The 18,263-nt window shown below is 69.1% G+C and carries 17 protein-coding genes; 3 read left to right on the top strand and 14 right to left on the bottom strand.

Going from position 1 to position 18,263, the window contains the following annotated elements:
• Positions 1-122 precede the first annotated feature (122 nt).
• Entirely contained in the window at positions 123-902 is a 780-nt protein-coding gene (locus ACX114_RS10140; RefSeq protein WP_459297054.1) for a hypothetical protein, read from the bottom strand.
• 140 nt (positions 903-1,042) lie between these two features.
• On the opposite strand from ACX114_RS10140, the gene ACX114_RS10135 reads away from it, so the two are divergent.
• On the top strand, positions 1,043-2,134 hold the full coding sequence (locus tag ACX114_RS10135; RefSeq protein WP_459297052.1) for an acyltransferase family protein: 1,092 nt from the start codon (positions 1,043-1,045) through the stop codon (positions 2,132-2,134).
• 6 nt (positions 2,135-2,140) lie between these two features.
• Here the strand turns inward: ACX114_RS10135 and ACX114_RS10130 are convergent, their stop codons facing one another.
• The gene (locus ACX114_RS10130) at positions 2,141-3,325 is read right to left on the bottom strand and encodes a tRNA-uridine aminocarboxypropyltransferase (RefSeq protein ID WP_459297050.1); all 1,185 of its coding nucleotides are present in this window, start codon (positions 3,323-3,325) and stop codon (positions 2,141-2,143) included.
• 105 nt (positions 3,326-3,430) lie between these two features.
• Between ACX114_RS10130 and ACX114_RS10125 the strand changes: the two genes are divergently transcribed.
• Positions 3,431-4,171 carry a 16S rRNA (uracil(1498)-N(3))-methyltransferase gene (locus ACX114_RS10125; RefSeq protein WP_459297048.1) on the top strand — a complete coding sequence of 247 codons (741 nt, stop codon included), beginning with the start codon at positions 3,431-3,433 and terminating at the stop codon, positions 4,169-4,171.
• Here ACX114_RS10125 and ACX114_RS10120 read toward each other — a convergent pair.
• The 7 genes from ACX114_RS10120 to ACX114_RS10090 form a co-directional block, all read right to left on the bottom strand.
• The gene (locus ACX114_RS10120; protein ID WP_459297046.1) at positions 4,152-5,537 is read right to left on the bottom strand and encodes a DUF2914 domain-containing protein; all 1,386 of its coding nucleotides are present in this window, start codon (positions 5,535-5,537) and stop codon (positions 4,152-4,154) included. The two genes, ACX114_RS10125 and ACX114_RS10120, sit on opposite strands and share 20 nt — an antisense overlap.
• A 93-nt stretch (positions 5,538-5,630) precedes the next feature.
• Positions 5,631-5,948 (bottom strand): Grx4 family monothiol glutaredoxin, encoded by a 318-nt coding sequence (gene grxD / locus ACX114_RS10115; protein ID WP_014394878.1) that lies wholly within the window; start codon positions 5,946-5,948, stop codon positions 5,631-5,633.
• Positions 5,949-5,965: 17 nt separating this feature from the next.
• Entirely contained in the window at positions 5,966-6,223 is a 258-nt protein-coding gene (locus ACX114_RS10110; RefSeq protein WP_120619125.1) for a BolA family protein, read from the bottom strand.
• Entirely contained in the window at positions 6,223-6,768 is a 546-nt protein-coding gene (locus ACX114_RS10105) for a YqgE/AlgH family protein (protein ID WP_043322781.1), read from the bottom strand. The genes ACX114_RS10110 and ACX114_RS10105 overlap by 1 nt, the downstream gene beginning before the upstream one ends.
• A 60-nt stretch (positions 6,769-6,828) precedes the next feature.
• Positions 6,829-7,278, bottom strand: coding sequence for a response regulator (locus ACX114_RS10100; RefSeq protein WP_014394875.1), 450 nt, complete (start codon positions 7,276-7,278; stop codon positions 6,829-6,831).
• A 65-nt stretch (positions 7,279-7,343) separates the two neighbouring features.
• Positions 7,344-8,156 (bottom strand): ABC transporter permease subunit, encoded by an 813-nt coding sequence (locus ACX114_RS10095; protein ID WP_459297042.1) that lies wholly within the window; start codon positions 8,154-8,156, stop codon positions 7,344-7,346.
• Positions 8,153-9,037 carry an ABC transporter permease subunit gene (locus ACX114_RS10090; protein WP_459297040.1) on the bottom strand — a complete coding sequence of 295 codons (885 nt, stop codon included), beginning with the start codon at positions 9,035-9,037 and terminating at the stop codon, positions 8,153-8,155. Before ACX114_RS10090 ends, ACX114_RS10095 begins: the two co-directional genes overlap by 4 nt.
• Positions 9,038-9,131: 94 nt before the next feature.
• Between ACX114_RS10090 and ACX114_RS10085 the strand changes: the two genes are divergently transcribed.
• Positions 9,132-9,260: a hypothetical protein gene (locus ACX114_RS10085; protein ID WP_459297038.1), complete on the top strand. Its 129-nt coding sequence runs from the start codon at positions 9,132-9,134 to the stop codon at positions 9,258-9,260.
• Here ACX114_RS10085 and ACX114_RS10080 read toward each other — a convergent pair.
• The 5 genes from ACX114_RS10080 to clpP all read right to left on the bottom strand — a co-directional run bounded on the left by ACX114_RS10080 (position 9,257) and on the right by clpP (position 18,246).
• A complete protein-coding gene (locus ACX114_RS10080) occupies positions 9,257-10,918 on the bottom strand; it encodes a peptide ABC transporter substrate-binding protein (protein WP_459300114.1) in 1,662 nt (553 codons plus the stop codon). The two genes, ACX114_RS10085 and ACX114_RS10080, sit on opposite strands and share 4 nt — an antisense overlap.
• Before the next feature lie 168 nt (positions 10,919-11,086).
• Entirely contained in the window at positions 11,087-13,540 is a 2,454-nt protein-coding gene (gene lon, locus ACX114_RS10075) for an endopeptidase La (protein ID WP_459297036.1), read from the bottom strand.
• 194 nt (positions 13,541-13,734) lie between these two features.
• A complete protein-coding gene (locus ACX114_RS10070; protein WP_459297034.1) occupies positions 13,735-15,921 on the bottom strand; it encodes a prolyl oligopeptidase family serine peptidase in 2,187 nt (728 codons plus the stop codon).
• Positions 15,922-16,106: 185 nt separating this feature from the next.
• Positions 16,107-17,390, bottom strand: coding sequence for an ATP-dependent Clp protease ATP-binding subunit ClpX (gene clpX / locus ACX114_RS10065; protein WP_459297032.1), 1,284 nt, complete (start codon positions 17,388-17,390; stop codon positions 16,107-16,109).
• 235 nt (positions 17,391-17,625) lie between these two features.
• Positions 17,626-18,246, bottom strand: coding sequence for an ATP-dependent Clp endopeptidase proteolytic subunit ClpP (gene clpP, locus ACX114_RS10060; protein ID WP_014394868.1), 621 nt, complete (start codon positions 18,244-18,246; stop codon positions 17,626-17,628).
• Between the last annotated feature and the right edge of the window lie 17 nt (positions 18,247-18,263).

Below are 18,263 nucleotides of genomic sequence, written 5' to 3'. Positions count from 1 at the left end.
CTTCGCGACGGAACGTCGCACCCACGGCGCGGGCTTTCCCATTCCATCAGTCCGTCAGCGCCCGCCTGGACGCCGGCCCGGCGGACGTGGCCCGGGGCTCCTGCGGAACAATCCCCGCGCCGCTACCTCTTCTTGAAGGTCTCGGCGACACGCAGCGGCGCATCCGCCTGGAAGCGGGGCGCCACGGAGGACGGCGGATGCAGGACGGTGATTCGGGCGGCAAGGGGCGGGAGGTGGACGTGCTCGTCTGCCGCAAGTGCCTGGGGAAGAGCGCCCGGACCGGAGGGCAGGACCTGCCGCGCTGGCTCCAGGGGGAGCTGGCCGAGCGGGACCTCGCCGGACAGGTGCGCGTCACGCCCACCGGCTGCATGAACCAGTGCCCGCGCCGGCAGGTCACCGTGCTCGTCTCCGACAGCGATGATCCCGAAGGCCGCCTGCTGCTGGTGGAGCCCCGGCTGCAGCGCGACCTGCTCTTGAAGTTCGTGGAGCGCCGCGCGCGCCCGGACGCTCCCGCCGCCACGGCTGGCGACGGCGAGGCTCCGGGACGGGGGCAAGAGCACCTCGGTGATGAACCGATCCACGAGGAACGAGGCCAGTAGCCCCGTCGCGGTGCCGGCGGTGTCCCACGCCAGGTCCTTCACGGAGAAGACCTTGCCGCGGGCCCGGTCGTAGACCTCCTTGCCCAACCCCACGCCCAATCCCAGTCCCACGCCGGTGAGCGCCCGCGCGCCCGGCGAATCGAAGAGGACGGCGCCCGCGCCGTAGCCCACGCCCGTGGCCGCCGCGCACGCCATGAAGTGTTTGGGCTTGTCGCGGCCAAACCAGTCATCGCCGGACTCGGCGCGGCCCGGGGCGGGAATGGCGAGGAGCACGAGGGCGGCGAGCGCGGAGCGGGCAGGCATGCATCCATCCTGTAGCATCCCGCGCGAAGGAAGCGACCTGGGCGGAGAGTGAAAATCCGGGTCGTTTCCACGCTTGCCGACCCCCACGGTTGGTGCGTTTTGGAGACGAGGCCCAAGGGTGGGCTTATGCTCGGCCCGCTTTGAAAGGATTCGGTCCCTCGCTCAGCTTCCGGCAGACCCGGCACCCCGCGTTGGATGGCGCGCGCGGGCTGGCCGTGCTCGCCATGGTGATGGGTCACACGCTGGACGCGCTGCTGGCGCCCGCGTTCCGGGACCACCCGTGGGTCCAGGAGTATTGGAAGATCCGGGGCATCACCGCGCCGCTGTTCCTGCTGGTGAGCGGCTGGGCAGTGGTGATGGCGCTGGGCACGAAGCCGGGCGCCGCGAAGGACTCCTTCGGCCGCCGGTTCCGCCGCGCGCTGCTGCTGCTCTTCCTGGGCTACCTGCTGCACTGGCCGGGCTGGGGCGCGGTGCGCGACCTGGGCTTCTCCGACGCCATGTTGCGCAAGGTGTTCCAGTTCGACGCGCTCCAGTGCATTGGCGCGGCGCTGCTGCTGGGCGCGATGGCGCTGGTGGTGACGCCGCACCGGGGCGCCCGCGCGCTGCTCCTGGGCGGGCTGGCGGTGGGCATCCCCCTGGCGAGCGCCGGGATGTGGATCGCGGGCGAGCACCTGCCGGTGCCGCTCCAGCAGTTCATTGGCAATGGCGAGGGCAGCCGCTTCCCGTTCTTCCCCTGGGCGGGCTTCTTCTTCGCGGGCGCGTTCGCCGCGCACCTGCTGCACCTGTTCAAGCCGGGCCTGGCGCAGGGCTTCGCGCTGCTCGCGCTGGGCGGAGCGCTGCTGGCGCTCACCCGCTGGGTGCCCGTGGAGTGGACGCCCGCCAGTCCCACGATGGTGATGTACCGCGTGGCGCAGGGCCTGCTGGTGCTGGGCGTCGTGAACCTGCTGCCGCAGCGGGTGAGCGGCGTGCTGGCGCCGCTGGGACGGCTGTCGCTGTGGATCTACGTGCTGCACCTGCCGGTGGTGTACGGCTGGGCGGACATCGCGGGCCTCTCGCAGCGCATCGGTCCCCGGCTGGGCATCGCGGCGGCGCTGGGTGCCTCCGTGGCGCTGCTCCTCGGTTGCTACCTCGTCGCCCGGGTGGGCCGCTGGGTCCGCGAGCAGGCCCGTCCCTGGCGCGCGGGCTCCACCACGCTGGAAGCCAGCGTCGGCACCGCCCGCCTGGGCCAGTAGGCGGCCTCAGCCCTCTGAGCCGGTACGCGGCAGCTTCGCGGGAGGCTCGGTCGCACTGCCGCGCGCCACCAGCTCGCGCGTCACGGACTCCAGGGCGCTGATGCGGCGGCCCGCGCGGCCCCGGGCCCACGTGGCCACCTGCGGCGCATTGAGCAGCCCCACCGCCTGCTCCACGCCTCCCGCCTTGCCCTTGAGCGCCCGCGCCGTGGCCAGCCGCACGTTGCGCGCGGCCCTGCGCCCGAGGCCGCTGTTCCACAGCAGGTCCAGGGCGAAGGTGGTCCACACCGTCAGCTCGTCGTCCGGACGCAGGAACGCCTCGAAGCGGGCCAGCGCCTGGGCACGGGGCTCACCGGCGCGCAGCTCCTCCTCCGGCAGCTCCACGTGCAGCGACGTGCTGTGCGCGAGCGGCTGCTCCGGCGCGATGACCGCCTCGAAGCGCTCGCCCGTGGCGTAGCGGACCGCCACCAGGTGCACCAGCTCCGGCGGGATGCCCGACTCCAGCGGGTGCGCGTTCGCCTCCGCGTAGAAGAGGACCAGCCGCTCCGAGGCCTCCGCCAGCGAGCGCAGCTCCAGCGGCGGGCGCCACTCGCTCTTGTAGATGCGGCGGCGGTTGGGCCCCGTGCGCGTCTCCTGGCGCTCCAGCTGCGTGTCCACCATGAACTCGAACGCGCCCAGCATGCGGTCGAAGTAGTCCGGCTTGCCCTCCAGCTGGCCCAGGATCTCCGCCACCGCCTCGATGGTGGAGACGCAGTGGTCCGCCGGCTCCGCGCGGATGCGGTAGTTGCTGGGGCGGCGCGGCACGAAGCCGATGCGCGGCAGCGCCGCGAGCACCGGGTTGCGCATCACCACCTTCTTCGCCTGCGGCCAGGTGCCGTCCACGACGATGAGCGTCTCCGGCGGGTTCGCCTGGGCCTCCTCCACGGAGATGGCGTCCTCGCCCGGGAAGAGCACCGCGACGCGCTCGGGGTTCTTCGCCAGCTCCTCCAGCCGCGCGTGGCCGGTGAAGTCCACGCCCCGGTGCAGCTCCGAGTTGGGCAGCGACAGGTGCGCCATGCGCGCCGTGCCAATGGCCACGCGCCGCTCCCTCGGATGCTGGAGGAACACCACGCGCGTGCGCGTCTGGAGCTGGGGGACGTGCGCGCAGTAGCACGCGCTTTCAGGACGCAGACACTTGATGCAGAAGGTACGCACGCCCGGCCCTTTATCACGGCCCCGCCCCGGGCTGCCGGGCGCGGCCCCTTCCGGGAGGCTCGCCCCCTCCCCTGCCCGCCCGGGAACGGCTACATGGAGGGGACCGTGAACCTGCTCCTGCTCTTCGACGAGGACTTCCAGCCGGACGGCACCGCCCGGCTCACCGGCCGCCGCGCCCAGCACGCCCGTGACGTCCTGAAGGCCGAACCCGGCGAATCCCTGCGGGTGGGCCGCTTGAACGGCCTCACCGGCACGGGCGAGGTGCTGGAGAACGCCCCCGGCCTGCTCCACCTGCGCGTCGACCTGACGGACCCGCCACCTCCAAGGGCCGGCGTGGACCTGCTGTTGGCCATCCCCCGCCCCAAGGCGCTCAAGAAGGTCCTGCCCGCGGTGGCGTCCCTGGGCGTGGACCGCGTCGTGCTGGTGAACGCGGCCCGCGTGGAGAAGAGCTACTTCGACTCCAAGGTGCTCAACGAGGCCTTCGTCCGCGAGCTGCTCCTCCAGGGCCTGGAGCAGGCCCGCGACACGCGCATGCCGGAGGTGCTCATCCGCGAGCGCTTCCGCCCCTTCGTCGAGGACGAGCTGGACGCCGTCTTCGGCCCGGAGCCGCTGCGCCTGCTCCCCCACCCACCCGCCAGCCTCTCCCTCCAGGCCCGGGACATCACGCGCGCCACGCGGGTGGTGCTCGCCATCGGCCCGGACGGAGGCTGGGTGCCCTTCGAGGCCCAGCTCTTGGAAGCCCACGGCTTCCTGCCCTTCTCGCTGGGCCCCCGCATCCTGCGCGTGGAGACGGCGGTGCCGGTGCTGCTGGGTCAGGTGACGCTGCTCAAGGCGCCGGCGCCGTAGCGGGCTCGGGCGCCGCCGCGGCCGCCGCCGGCGCGGGAGGCTGGAGCTTCTGCCAGTCCTCCAGCGAGATGGGCTTGGTGACCTTGAGCACGGACACGTCCACCTTCTCCTCGCGCGGCTCGGTGCGCGTGTCCTCGATGACGGTGAAGTTCAGGCGGTTGATTTCGTGCCCGGCCTCCGTCTCCAGCACGACGCGCCAGTCCCCCGGCTTGGGCGTGGTGCCCGGCTGCGCGTAGTAGCGGTAGCCGCCCTCCGAGCCGTTGCTGCTCACCGAGGCGAGGAAGCCCTTGCCCAGCGCCGTCCAGCCCTTCTCCGGGTGGTCATGGAACCAGCGCACGCGCACGCGGTACGGCTGGAAGCCCTTGGGCGCGAAGATGCGGAAGAAGTACACGGGCTGCTCCCCCGGCCGCACCATGAAGTCCTGGTCGCCGTGGTGGAACGCCGTCCAGACCTTCCACCAGGGCTGCGCCTCCGACGTCAGGTGATACACGCCCGGGGAGACGCGCTTCACCTGGTGGTAGATGCCGCTGTACTGCACCGCCAGGGGCACCGGCGGAATCACGCCCAGGAAGTAGCACCCGAGCAGCAGCGCCTGCGCGCCGAAGCCGGGAATGGCCACCGTGCGCAAGAGCGCCTTCTCATCCGGCCGCCACCGCTTGAGCACGCGCAAGAGCCCGTAGACGCTCCCGCACCCCAGCACGACGGACAGCGTGAAGATCCACCACCCCACCCGGCCAAAGAGCACCGGCAGGAGCGACGCGAAGTACAGCGTCACGCACAGGCTGAAGACGGCCACGCGGATGACGGGGCCCAATTGCCGGAAGCGCGGCAGCTCGTTGGCCACCAGCAACCCGAACATGCCCGCCATGAACAAGAGCGGCGTGAAGCCCGACGAGCTCTTGAAGAGGAACAGCGTGAACGCGCTGAGCAGGCTGCCCATGAAGAAGTGCAGCGCGTCCTCGCGGAAGCGCCACACCTTCGCCAGCAGCTTCGGCGGCTCCACGCCCTCGGGGTAGCGCTGCTCCAGCACGAGCAGGCCCGCGAGGATGGCCAGGTAGACGAGGTTCTGCACCTCCGTGAGCGCGTCGTCGACGGGGCTCAGCGTGAGGACGTCGTAGAGAAAGCCCGCGAAGAAGAAGAGGGCCATCTCCTGCTTCTCGTACTTCGCGCGGAAGGCCTGCACGCGGTCCACCAGCGTGGGCGTCTTCTCCGTGCTGACGAGGTCGTCCGGATCCACGACCGCGGCGCCGGGCGTGACGACCGCGACGTTCGCGCCGGGAGGAAGGGGGCCACCCTCGACCGGCACTCCGGGCACTTCGTTGGACGCGTCCTGCGGCTTCGACTCAGGCGGTGTGACGGTGAGCACGGCGGCTTTCAACCCCTCTTGGCGACCGCCGCCCAGTCTACGCGGGGGACGGGGCCCGGGTCTTCCCCCCGGCCCCGCTCCCTCTTGAAACGCCTACTTGCCGCCGGCGGCGACCAGGTCCTGCAGCTCGCCGCGCTCGGCCAGCTCCATCAGGATGTCCGACCCGCCCACGAACTTCCCGTGGATGTAGACCTGCGGAATGGTGGGCCAGTTGGAGTAGTCCTTGATGCCCTGGCGCACGTTGGGGTCCGCCAGCACGTCCACCGTGTGCACGGGGCCCAGCGGCTGGAGCAGCTGGAGCGCGCGCGCGGAGAAGCCGCACTGGGGGAACAGGGCGTTGCCCTTCATGAAGAGGACGATGGGGTGCGACTTCACCGTCTCGTCGAACTGGGCCTTGAGGGTCGGATCCATGAGTCGTTGCTCCTTCTTCAGCGGGGCCCGAGCTTCTTCCACTGCTCGGGCGAATAGGTCTTGAGCGCCAGCGCGTGCAGCTCGCCCGACTTCAGCCACTGCTGCAGCGGCGCGTACACCAGCTGGTGCTGCTCCACCATCGTCTTGCCGGTGAAGGCGGGGGAGATGACGCGCGCCTCGAAGTGGTCTCCCGTCCCCGTGGTGTCGTTCAACTCCACCTCCGAGCCCGGCAGGGCGTCCAGGAGGTAACGGCGAAGCGTCTCGGCGTCGAGCATCAGTTCATCCCCTTTCCCATCACCAGCATGGCCGGGTCCACGCCCAGACCGCGCAGGGTGGCATCCCACAACTTCGCCGGGTCCTGTCCCAGCACCGCGTCCGCGGTGGCGTCGGCGTACAGCCACGAGCCCGCGGCGATTTCATTCTCCAGCTGCTTGGGGCCCCAGCCCGCGTACCCCAGGCAGAAGCGCACGCGCGGACTCGTCCGCTGCAAGAGGGGCCCCAGCGCGTCCAGGGTGACGCTCAGGTAGAGGCCCGGGAGGACGGAGTGCTTCTCCGCGACGGATTCATCGTCGTGCAGGACAAAGCCCCGCTGGGGCTCCACCGGGCCGCCCACGAACACCGGCTGCGACACGCGGTCCGTCGAGATGTCCATCGACTGACCGCGCGCCAGCTCACCGAGCGTCAGGGGCGCTCCCCGGTTCACGACGAGCCCCATGGAGCCCGTCTCCCCGTGTTCGATCATCAGGATGACCGAGCGGTAGAAGTTCGGGTCTCCAAGCTGGGGCATGGCCAGCAGGAAGCCGGAGGCGAGGTTCTTCACGCCAGGGAGCATCGGGCGTCCGGCGGGGGTGTGCAACCGGAACCCGCTCCCCTGCTGACTTCAGTGCCAGCTCTGGTGCTTGGACTTCAGCGCCTTGGCCAGCTTCTCCGGATCCAACGGCTTGCCGATGAAGAGGTCCGCGCCCAGGCCCTTGCACTTGCGAGCGGTGGCCGCGTCGCTCATGGCGCTCACGCCGATGAGCACGGCCTGCGGGAACTTCTCGCGCAGCTTGGACATGAGGGTCGTGCCGCTGCGGCCGGGCAGGAACACGTCCACGATGGCCGCGTCCATGCGCTTGTTGCGCACGGCGAACTCGGCCTCCTCGGCGCTGCCCACGGGCATGGCGTCGTAGCCCCAGGTGCTCACCAGCTCCACCAGGAGCTCGCGGTGCGCGGCGTCGTCCTCCACCACGAGCACCGAACCCCGGACGGTCTCCTTGCGCAGACCGTCGTCACGCGGACGCTCATCACGGGCAGGCGAGAGGGGGATTTCTTCCGTCGGGAGGGACATGGTGTTCACCTGAGGGCAAAGGGTTTCCGTCCGTGTGAAACCTTTGCCTCAATGTGCGGCATTCCTCACACTTCGCGACGGGTACCTCCCCCCAACGCTTGGGAAGCGAGCGAGGCACCAAGCACCAGCAGCACGAGCAGTCCCCAGGCGGGAATCACCACGCGGCCTCCGCCCTCGTAGATGAGCGCGGCGTAGGACGTGCCCAGGTAGCGGCCCAGGGACATGGGCTCCATGCGGGCGATGCCGAAGAAGCTCACCGTGGACTCGGTGAGGATGGCGCTCGGCAGGCGGCTCAGGAATACGGCCAGCACGAAGGGGCGCAGGAGCGGCCACAGGTGCACGCGAAGGATGTGCGCGCTACCGCCGCCCAGGGCCCGAGCGGCGGCCACGTACTCCTGGCCCTCCAGGGTGGCCAGGCGGTCGCGGAATATGCGCGCGGGGCCGGCCCAGCCCACCAGGGCCAGGGACGTCACCATCAAGCCAAAGGGCCCCAGGCCACCGCCCATGCCCGCGTCCATGAGGGACTGGCCCGCGAGTTGGAGCACCATCACCACGAGCACATCCGGCAGGGCGAACACGGCATCCACGGCACGCAGGAGCACCTGCTCCGTTACGCCGCCGGACAGCCGCGCGAGCGCCGCGACGGCCAGCCCCAGCACGGTGGACAGCGCACCGGCCGCGAGCCCGATGGCCAGCGACACCCACAGGCCACCGAAGGCCAGCTCGCACACGCTGCGGTCCGGGCGGTTCAGGTCCCAGCCAAGAGGACAGGTGTTCGTGAGGGCCTCGGGGAACAGGCGGCCAGCCACGAGGCTCAAGGCGCCCAGCCCCACGAGCAGGACCAGCCCCACCCAGGCGCGCACGGGGATGCGGTTCAAGCGCGGGCCTCCCGTGCACGTGGATCCACGAGCATGCGCAGGAACTCCACGGTGAGGCTCACGACGACGAGCACGGTGGCGAAGGTGGTGGTGGACACGACGACGACGGCGACCTGCTTGTTGAGGACGGCGAGCACGTAGAGCTGGCCGAAGTAAGGCAGGCCAAAGACGCGCTCCGCGGCGAACGAGCCCGCGAGCAAAGCGGTGGCGACGGGAGTCACGGCGTCCAGGAGCGCGGGCCACACGTTGGGAAGGACGTGGCGGCGCAGCACGGTGCCGGGGTCCAGCCCCTTGCTGAGCGCGGTGCGCACGTAGTCACGAGACAGCTCGGTCTCCAGCGCGTCACCGACGAGTGTGCCCAGGAAGGTCCCGGGCCAGATGGCGATGACGACCGCCGCGCACAGCTCCGGCAGCAGGTGCCCACGCTCCACCACGGCGGGTGCCAGCAGCAGCGCGGGGATGAACACGGGCGTTCCGAACGCGATGGCCGGGAGCACGTCGCCCAACACGGCGAAGCGTCCCCGCCGCCAACGCGTGCGAAGGAGCGCGAAGCCCACCGCCCAGGCGAGCGCGAGAGGCAGCGCGACCAGGCCCACGCCCACGCTGCCGGAGAGTTTCTGGAGCAGCTCATCACCGGTGATGCCCTGAGCACTGGTGCCCAGGCGTTCCCCCGAGAAGAGCTTCTCCCAGGGCCGCAGGAACCCGAGCGGTTCACCGATGCCCAGGTCGCGCTGATACGAAGCCGCCAGCTCCGGAGACACCTGACGCTTGTTGTCGCTCTCCGTGGTGAGCGGCAGCGCGGCCATGAGGAAGTACGAGGCCACCGCCACCACCGGCACGAGCACAAGCTGGCGCACGAGGCGCGTCGCGATGAGGCGCATGCGCTAGGGCCCCTGCCTTGCTGAAGCGCGCGGGCTCACGCCCCGGGGAGCAGAGCCCCCAGTGCGCGACCGTCGAAAAGAGGCCCGGCCTGTCATGCCCATCCGCCAGGGTCCAAACACCGGAGTCGTCGTGGGCCGCGGTGCCACGGCGCGCGAGCGGCACGCACGCAACGGGCCCTTGAAGCACGACTCCACGCCTCGCATCACGGGGTCCATGTTCTAGGGCCCCTGCCCTTCCGCGCGGGCCGAGGGTGTTTCATCCGGCCCCAGCCGCAGCGCGCGCAGCGCGAGGAAGTTGAACGGATCCACGTCCAGGCCGTGCAGCCGCGCCCGCGCCCGGAAGTAGCGGTCCGGGTGGTACAGCGGCGCGATGACGGCCTCATCCCCCACCAGCACCTGCTGGGCCTTCGCGTACAGCTCGCGCGCGTGCACGGGGTCGGAGTCGCCGTCCGCCATCTCCAGCAGCTGCTCGAAGCGGCGCATGGGCTCGCCGTCGCCCTGCGTCTCCCAGCCCGTCTGGTGGTTGCCCTGCCGTTCGAACAGCGTGAAGAACGTGTTCGGGTGCGCATAGTCCGCGCCCAATCGCCGCAGGTACAGGTCATACGCGCGCGGGCCCTGCGGCGTCCTGCGCGCCACCTCCGCGGAGAAGTCCGACCGCGAATCCACCACCACCTGCACGCCCACCTTCGCGAGCTGCGCCGCGATGCGCTCCGCCAGCGCCTCCTCCGGCACGAACGAATCCCCCGCCTTCACCACCAGCCGCAGCGGCCGGTCCAACCCCTTCACCCCCGCCAGCTCCGCCTTCGCCCGCTCCGGCTCGTAGCGAGGCAGCAAAGCCGCCTGCTCCGGCGTCGCCGCATCCGGCAGCTCCGGCGGCAGCAACACGTTCGTCGCGCGCGCGGCCGGCAACAGCCCCGCGAGCAGCGCCTCCCGGTCCAACGCCCGCGCCAGCGCCCGGCGCACCTCCGGCCGGTCCAACGGCGGACGCTCCGTGTTGAAGCCCAGGAAGTACGTGGACAACAGCGGCTCCCGCTTCAGGTCCGCCGCCTTCATCCCGCGCAACGCCGCCGCACTGTCCACGAAGACGAAGTCCACCCGGCCCCGCTCATACAGCGCCGGGCCAATCTCCGACTTCATCAGCGTCAGCACTGGCGCCGGCGTCTCCCCCGGGCCCATCGGCGGGAGGAACGCACTGCGTGGGTTGAAGACCAGCCGCACGCGCTCTCCCGCGCGGTCCCACCGCTCGACGCGATACGGCCCCACCGCCAGCGGTCGCCCATCACGAGGCCGGTCGAAGTAGTCGCGCACCGCCTCGTCCGACTTGCCCTCCAGGTCCGCCGAAGGCGCTGGAAAGAACAGGTACACGTTCGCGAGCCGCGCCAGGAAGTAGCTCCGGGGCCGCGCCAGCGTCACCCGCAGCGTCCGCGCATCCAGCGCCTCCACCCCCACGCGAGCAAGCGCGGCCTTCACCTCCGCCTCCGGAGCCCCACGCTCCAGCAGCGAGAGCACCTCCTCCGCGCCCTGGAGGTCCGCCATCTCGCCGCGCTCGCGGCCCAGCAGCGCCCGGTGCCACCCGAAGACGAAGTCGCGCGCCGTGACGGGCGAGCCGTCCGACCACGTCACGTCCTCGCGCAGGTGGAACGTGTAGACCTCATGCCCGGCCGCGTCCGCTTCACGCTCCCACCGCGCCGCCAGGCCCGGCTGGACCGAGTGGTCCGCCCCCAACGTGGTGAGCCCCTTCTGCGTGGCCAGCATCACCGGGTAGTTCACCCAGCTCTGCGGATCCGAGTGGCTCCAGTCGAGCGTGGTGGGCATCGCCGGCACCACCACCTTCACGCCCGGCTCGGGCTGGAAGCCGCACGGCCCGCAGGCCGCGGCCATCACCAGCACCAGGGAGTAGGACAGGATTCGCGCGCGGGGAGCCACTCCCCGCGTTGTACCCCGACCCGCCCGTAAAAAAGAGAGAAGCCAGGAGGCCGGCGACTCCTGGTCGGCCGGCATCCTGGCTTCGTCACTGCCCGGCCCCTTCAAGGGGCCTGAAGCTCAACCTCAGGCCTGCGAAGGCGTGGACACCGCCTCCGTCACGGACAGCCCCGGCTTCAGGTTGTCCCCGGCGCCCTTGCGGCCGAACTCCTCCGGCTTCTCCAGGACGAGCGCCTCACGCAGCACGTCGTCCACGAACTCCACCGGGACGATGCGCAGCGCCTTGCGGATCTTCAGCGGGATGTCCTTCAGGTCCTTCTTGTTCGCCTTCGGAATCAGGACCGTCTTGATGCCCGCGCGGTGCGCCGCCAGCGTCTTCTCCTTCAGACCGCCGATGGGCAGCACGCGGCCACGCAGCGTGATTTCACCCGTCATCGCCACGTCCTTGCGGACCGGCACGCGCGTCAGCGCGCTCACCAGCGCCGTGGCCATGGTGACGCCCGCGGACGGACCGTCCTTGGGAATCGCGCCCTCCGGCAGGTGGACGTGGATGTCGTAGTTCTCGAACACCTTGCGGTCGATGCCGAAGCGCTCCGCGCGGCTGCGCACGTAGGACATGGCCGCCTGGGCGGACTCCTGCATCACCTCGCCCAGCTTGCCGGTGATGATGAGCTTGCCCTTGCCCGGCATGGACGTGGCTTCCGTGGTGAGGATCTCACCGCCCAGCTCCGTCCACGCGAGGCCCGTGACGATGCCCACCTGGTCCTCGCGTTCCGCCACGCCGTAGCGGAAGCGGGGCGTGCCCAGGAACTTCATCGCCTGCTTGCGGTCCACCTCGATGAGGTCCCGCTTGCCGTTCTTCAGCACGTCGCGGGCGATCTTCCGGAACACGCCGCCAATCTCACGCTCCAGCGAGCGCACGCCCGACTCGCGCGTGTAGCGGTGCACGATGGTCTTCAGCGCGTCGTTGGTGATTTCAATCTTGAGGTCCGTGAGACCGTTGGCCTCCTGCTCCTTCGGAATCAGGTAGCGCCGAGCGATGGAGAGCTTCTCCGGCTCGGTGTACCCCGCGATGCGAATCACCTCCATGCGGTCCTGGAGAGGACCGGGGATGTTGTGCATCGTGTTCGCGGTGCAGATGAACATCACCTTGGACAGGTCGTAGTCGAGGTCCAGGTAGTGGTCGTTGAAGTTGTGGTTCTGCTCCGGGTCCAGCACCTCCAGCAGCGCCGCGCTCGGGTCGCCACGGAAGTCCGTGGACATCTTGTCGATCTCGTCCAGGAGGAACACGGGGTTGTTGCTGCCCGCCTTCTTCAGGGACTGGATGAGCTTGCCCGGCATCGCGCCGATGTACGTGCGGCGGTGGCCGCGGATCTCCGCTTCGTCACGCACGCCGCCCAGCGACAGGCGCACGAACTTGCGGCCCGTGGCCCGCGCGATGGAGCGCGCGAGCGACGTCTTGCCCACGCCCGGAGGCCCCACGAAGCACAGCACGGGGCCCTTCAGCTTCTTCACCAGCTGCTGCACGGCGAGGTACTCGAGGATGCGCTCCTTCGGCTTCTTCAGGCCGTAGTGGTCCTCGTTGAGCACCCGCTCCGCTTCGGTGACGTCCAGCCGGTCCTGGGTCTCGTCGTACCAGGGCAGGCTGATGATCCAGTCGATGTAGTTGCGGACGACCGTGGCCTCGGCGCTCATCGGGCTCATCATCCGGAGCTTCTTCAGCTCCTTCTTGACCTTGAGCGTGGCCTCCTTGCTCATCCGCTTGTTCTTCAGCTTCTCTTCGATCTCCTGGATCTCGTTCTTGAACTCGTCGCGCTCACCCAGTTCCTTCTGAATGGCCTGCATCTGCTCATTCAGGTAGTACTCCTTCTGGGTCTTCTCCATCTGCTTCTTGACGCGCGTGCGGATCTTCTTCTCCACCTGGAGAATCTCGATCTCGCCCTGCATCAGCTCGTAGAGCTTCTCCAGGCGCTTGGCCGGGGACTCCGTCTCGAGCAGCGCCTGCTTGTCGTTCAGCTTCAGCGACAGGTGCGCGACGATGGTGTCCGCCAGGCGCGCCGGGTCGTCGATGCTGGCGACCTGCATCAGCATCTCCGGCGGGATGCGCTTGTTGAGCTTCACGAAGGCTTCGAAGACGGAGTGGACGGAGCGCACCAGCGCCTCCAGCTCCACGCTCTTCTCCAGCTGCTCCTCGACCTCGTCCACCTCGACCATGAAGAAGGCGTCGTTCGGGTGGAACTTCTTCACCTTGGCGCGGCGCACGCCCTCCACCAGGACCTTCATCGTGCCGTCGGGCAGCGGGAGGAGCTGGATGAGGTGGCCGATGGTGCCGAAGTGGAAGATGTCGTCGGGCGAGGGGTCGTTCGTCTTGGCCTTCTTCTGGGCGGCCAGCAGGATGACTGCCTTGTCATCCGGACCCTTGTGGGCCATCGCGTCCTTCAAGGCCGCGATGGACTTCTCCCGGCCGACGAACAGCGGAACCACCATGTGCGGGAACACGATGATGTCCCGAAGGGGCAAGAGCGGGATGGTGAGGCCCCGCTTCTGGGCTTCCTTCTTGTCGTCACGTCCGAAGAACATGTATCCGCCACCCGCTGGCCTGCCGTACAGGCAGGCCCTTCAAGAGTTGCCCACATGCCGCCCAAGCGCGCATGCAGGGTGAAACGCTGCTCTATAACACGCCGGTCGCAGGACCCGTTCCCCGCTCAAGATTGGGGGTCCGCACCCTGCCATCAAGGGAACACCGGGAGGCAGGAGTGTGTCCTGCCCCGATTCTAGCGGCTCTCGGCCGCTACCCCGGCATCCGGCCATGCGACGCCCAGGGCCTGGAAGAGGAAGGCATACATGTCCACGCTGGACTCGATGGCCTTGGCCACCTGGTCCGCCCCGCCATGGCCCGCGTTGGCCTCGATGCGTAGCAGCGTGGGGGCCGGATTGCCCTTCGCGTTCTGCACCGCCGCCACGAACTTGCGCGCGTGCATGGGGTCCACCCGGTCATCGTGGTCCGAGCTCATCATCAGGAGGGGCGGGTACCGCACGTCCTGACGCACGTGGTGGTAGGGCGAATAGGCGTACAGGGTCTTGAACTGCCCGGCGTCCTCCGCAGACCCGTACTCCGGCACCCAGGTCCGCCCGCTGCCGAACAGGTGGAAGCGCACCATGTCCAGGAGCGGCACGCCGCACACCACCGCGCCGTACAGCTCCGGGCGCTGCGTCATGGCCGCGCCCACCAGCAGGCCGCCGTTGCTGCCGCCGTAGATGGCCAGCTTCTTCGCCTGCGTGTACTTCTCCTTCGCCAGGTACTCGGCCGCGCCGGCGAAGTCGTCGAACACGTTCTGCTTGTTCGCGCCCTTGCCCGCCTCGTGCCACGCGGTGCCGTACTCACCGCCGCCACGCAGGTTGGCCACCGCGTAGATGCCGCCCGCGTCCAGCCACGGCAGGATGCTCGCGCGGAAGCCCGGCTGCATGCTCACCAGGAAGCCGCCGTAGCCGTACAGGAGCGTGGGCGCGGTGCCGTCCTTCTTCAGGCCCTTCTTGTAGACGAGGAACATGGGCACCTTCGTGCCGTCCCTCGACGTGTAGAAGACCTGCTCGGTGGTGTACGCGTCCGGGTCCATGGGCACCTCCACCTTCGCCCACAGGTCCACCTTCCCGCTCTTCACGGACGTCCGGTAGACCTGCCGGGGCGTGGTGAAGGAGCTGTAGGAGAAGTAGGCGTCGTCCTGGTCCTCCAGGCCCGTCAGGTTGCTGGCGGCGCCCACGCCCGGCAGCTGCACGGTGCGCACCGGCTTGCCCTCCAGCGTGGTGATGCGCAGCTCCGTGGCCACGTCCTTGAGGTACTCCAGCGCCAGGTGGCCGCCCACCAGCGACACGCTCTCCAGCGTGGCCTTGGGGTCCTCCGGCACCACTTCCTTCCAGTTCGCGCGGTCCGTCTTCTTGGGATCCACGGCGAAGATGCGCTGGCGCGGGGCGCCCTCGTCGGTGACGACGTAGAAGCGGTCCTTCCACGCGAGGACGCTGTACTTGGCGCCCTTGCCCTTCACGAGCAGCCGCCAGTCCTTCTCCGCCGGGTGCTTCCAGTAGACGTCGTTCTCGCTCCAGCCGCGCAGGATGGACGCGAAGAGGTACTTGCCGTCACGCGACAGGTCGCCCTGGAGGAACGTCGTCGGGTCGCCGGTGCGCTCGTGCACCACGACGTCCTTCTTCGGATCCTCGCCCAGCTTGTGGAACTTGAGCGTGGTGTAGCCCGGGCGCGCGTCCACCGGGATGGAGGGGTCCGTGGGCAGCCACTCGTAGTAGAAGCCCTTGCCGTCCGGCGTCCAGTTGGTGTTGGCGTACTTGGCGCCCTCAATCACGTCGACCTTGGACCACTCGCCGGTGTCCACGTCGATGACGTGCAAGGTGGCCTCGTCCGCGGCGTTGGGGCGCACCGGGAAGGCCACGCGCTTGCCATCCCACGACGGCACCCAGCGGCCCAGGGACACCGGGGCGTCCTTGCTCATGGCGTTCGGGTCCAGCAGCACCTTCTCCTGTCCGGACTCGCCGTCCTTCCAGTAGACGATGGCCTTCTCCTTGTCCTTGTGGGTCCGCATGTAGAAGAAGCGGTTGCCCCGGCGGAACGGCGCCGTCACCGAGTCCACGTAGAAGAGCTCCGTGAAGCGCTTCGCCAGCGCGTCGCGGCCCGGCATCTTCGCCAGCGCGTCGCGGGTGAAGCCGTCCTGCGCCTTCATCCAGGCCTGGACCTCCGGGGCCTTCTCGTCCTCCAGCCAGCGGTACGGATCCGCCACCTGCTGTCCGTGCAGCGTGTCCATCACCGCGTCGGAACGGGTCGCCGGGTAGGCCATGCGGGAGGGGCCCTCCTGGGCCGGAGCGCTCTGCGTCGCTGCGGACGCGGCGGGGGCTTCGTCACGCGTGGCTTCCTTCGCGGAGGTGCAGGCCACGAGCGACAACAGGGCAGGCATGAGGAGCTTTCTCATGGGGGACAGCAGATACAAGAAGCCCCCCGCCCCGGCCCGCAAAAAAGCGTGGCCCGCCCCTACGCTCGCAGGGCCCCTTGGAAAGACGAAGGGCGCGCCTCGGTCCAATGACCGTGACGCGCCCCGTCATCCCCGTCAGGCCCTTGCGAGCCCCTAGAGGATGATTCGCTCTAGGCCGATTCCTTCTTCGGCTCCGGAGTCTCCTTGTTGTCCTGCGAGTGCAGGACGACGGGCTCGCTCTTCTTGAGGATGACCTCCTCGGAGATGAGCACCTCGCGGGCCGTCTTGCGGGACGGGATTTCGTACATCACGTCCAGCATGGCCGTCTCCAGGATGGAGCGCAGGCCGCGAGCGCCCGCCTTGCGGCGGATGGCCTCCGACGCGATGGCCTTCAGGACCCCGTCGGTGAACTTCAGCGACACGCCGTCCAGCTCGAAGAGCTTGCGGTACTGCTTGGTGAGCGCGTTCTTGGGCTCGCCCAGGATGTTCACGAGCGCGCCTTCGTCCAGCTCCTCCAGCGCGGTGATGATGGGCAGACGGCCGATGAACTCCGGAATCATGCCGAACTTGAGCAGGTCCTCCGGCTCCACGTGCTTGAGCAGCTCACTGAGGTTGCGCTGCTTGCGCGACTGGATCTCCGCGCCGAAGCCCAGGCTGCGGCCGCCCAGGCGCCGTTCAATCACCTGCTCCAGGCCGCCGAACGCGCCGCCGCAGATGAAGAGGATGTTGGTGGTGTCCACCTGCAGGAACTCCTGCTGCGGGTGCTTGCGGCCACCCTTGGGCGGGACATTGGCCACCGTGCCTTCGATGATCTTCAGCAGCGCCTGCTGCACGCCCTCGCCGCTCACGTCGCGGGTGATGGAGGGGTTCTCCGACTTGCGGGCGATCTTGTCGATTTCGTCGATGTAGACGATGCCCCGCTGCGCGCGCTCGATGTCATGGTCGGCGGCCTGCAGCAGGTTGACGATGATGTTCTCCACGTCCTCACCGACGTAGCCGGCCTCCGTGAGGCACGTGGCGTCCGCGATGGTGAAGGGGACGTTGAGGATGCGCGCCAGGGTCTGCGCGAGCAGCGTCTTGCCGGAGCCCGTGGGGCCGAGCAGCAGGATGTTGCTCTTCTGCAGCTCCACATCGTCCATGGCGACCTTGGACTCGATGCGCTTGTAGTGGTTGTGCACCGCCACGGAGAGCGTCTTCTTCGCGCGCTCCTGGCCCACGACGTACTCGTCCAGCACGGCCTTGATTTCAGAGGGCCGGGGGATGCGCAGCTTGGTGTCCTTGGTCTCCTCGCGGTCGATCTCCTCCGCGATGATGTCGTTGCACAGCCCGATGCACTCGTCGCAGATGTAGACCGTCGGGCCCGCGATGAGCTTCTTCACCTCCTTCTGCGACTTGCCGCAGAAGGAGCAGCAGAGGGTCTGGTTGTCTCGCTTCTCCACGTTCTTACCCGCCATGAAATCCCTCGCTGCGCCTGAAAGGCCCCAACCCGCTTCGCGTCCGGTCCCCTGCCCCTGCACCCAATCTAGTCAGCCCCCATCCGGAACGTCCACGCACCTTCCGGGTACTTAACAAGGGGAAAATACCGGTGAGGGGAGAAACGCGAAGGCCGGAGGCGCGGGAGAAGATTCCCAGCACCCCCGGCCGCCGACCGGGTGATTGACACCCCGGCCGTCACGCGTATCGGTGTGTCTACTTCTTCTCTTCCGGCTTCACACCCACGACCTTCCGGGGGTCCTGGATGGAGTCGATGATGCCGTACGCCTTCGCCTCCGCGGCGCCCATGAAGTAGTCGCGGTCCGTGTCCTTCTCCACGCGCTCGATCGTCTGGCCGGTGTGCTTGACGATGAGCTCGTTGAGCTTGGCCTTCATGCGAAGGATTTCACGGGCCTGGATTTCGATGTCCGTCGCCTGGCCGCGCGCGCCGCCCAGCGGCTGGTGGATCATGATGCGGCTGGAGGGCAGCGAGTAGCGCTTGCCCTTCGCGCCGGCGAGCAGCAGCACGGCGCCCATGGAGGCCGCCTGCCCCACGCAGATGGTGGAGACGGGCGCCTTGACGTACTGCATCGTGTCGTAGATGGCGAGGCCCGCCGTCACCGACCCACCGGGCGAGTTGATGTAGAGGTTGATGTCCTTGTCCGGGTCCTCGGACTCCAGGAACAGGAGCTGGGCGACGATGGCGTTGGCCACGTCATCGTCGATCTCCGTTCCCAGCATGACGATGCGGTCCTTCAGGAGCCGGCTGTAGATGTCGTACGAGCGCTCACCCCGGTGGGTCTGCTCGATGACGTAGGGGACGGGCATGAAGGGCATGTCGGATGGACCTCTAG

It is taken from the genome of Corallococcus sp. M7 (genome assembly GCF_054512695.1).
Note: the sequence above shows the minus strand (reverse complement) of the source record. Positions and strands in the feature narration are given on the sequence as shown.

What these genes read in the sequence shown, in the direction of transcription:
- ACX114_RS10140 (WP_459297054.1), bottom strand. Translation starts at nt 902, where the DNA reads ATGCCTGCCCGCTCCGCGCTCGCCGCCCTCGTGCTCCTCGCCATTCCC.
- grxD (WP_014394878.1), bottom strand. Translation starts at nt 5,948, where the DNA reads ATGGATCCGACCCTCAAGGCCCAGTTCGACGAGACGGTGAAGTCGCAC.
- ACX114_RS10110 (WP_120619125.1), bottom strand. Translation starts at nt 6,223, where the DNA reads ATGCTCGACGCCGAGACGCTTCGCCGTTACCTCCTGGACGCCCTGCCG.
- ACX114_RS10100 (WP_014394875.1), bottom strand. Translation starts at nt 7,278, where the DNA reads ATGTCCCTCCCGACGGAAGAAATCCCCCTCTCGCCTGCCCGTGATGAG.
- ACX114_RS10090 (WP_459297040.1), bottom strand. Translation starts at nt 9,037, where the DNA reads ATGCGCCTCATCGCGACGCGCCTCGTGCGCCAGCTTGTGCTCGTGCCG.
- ACX114_RS10085 (WP_459297038.1), top strand. Translation starts at nt 9,132, where the DNA reads ATGCCCATCCGCCAGGGTCCAAACACCGGAGTCGTCGTGGGCCGCGGT.
- ACX114_RS10080 (WP_459300114.1), bottom strand. Translation starts at nt 10,918, where the DNA reads ATGGCCGCGGCCTGCGGGCCGTGCGGCTTCCAGCCCGAGCCGGGCGTG.
- lon (WP_459297036.1), bottom strand. Translation starts at nt 13,540, where the DNA reads ATGTTCTTCGGACGTGACGACAAGAAGGAAGCCCAGAAGCGGGGCCTC.
- ACX114_RS10070 (WP_459297034.1), bottom strand. Translation starts at nt 15,921, where the DNA reads ATGCCTGCCCTGTTGTCGCTCGTGGCCTGCACCTCCGCGAAGGAAGCC.
- clpX (WP_459297032.1), bottom strand. Translation starts at nt 17,390, where the DNA reads ATGGCGGGTAAGAACGTGGAGAAGCGAGACAACCAGACCCTCTGCTGC.
- clpP (WP_014394868.1), bottom strand. Translation starts at nt 18,246, where the DNA reads ATGCCCTTCATGCCCGTCCCCTACGTCATCGAGCAGACCCACCGGGGT.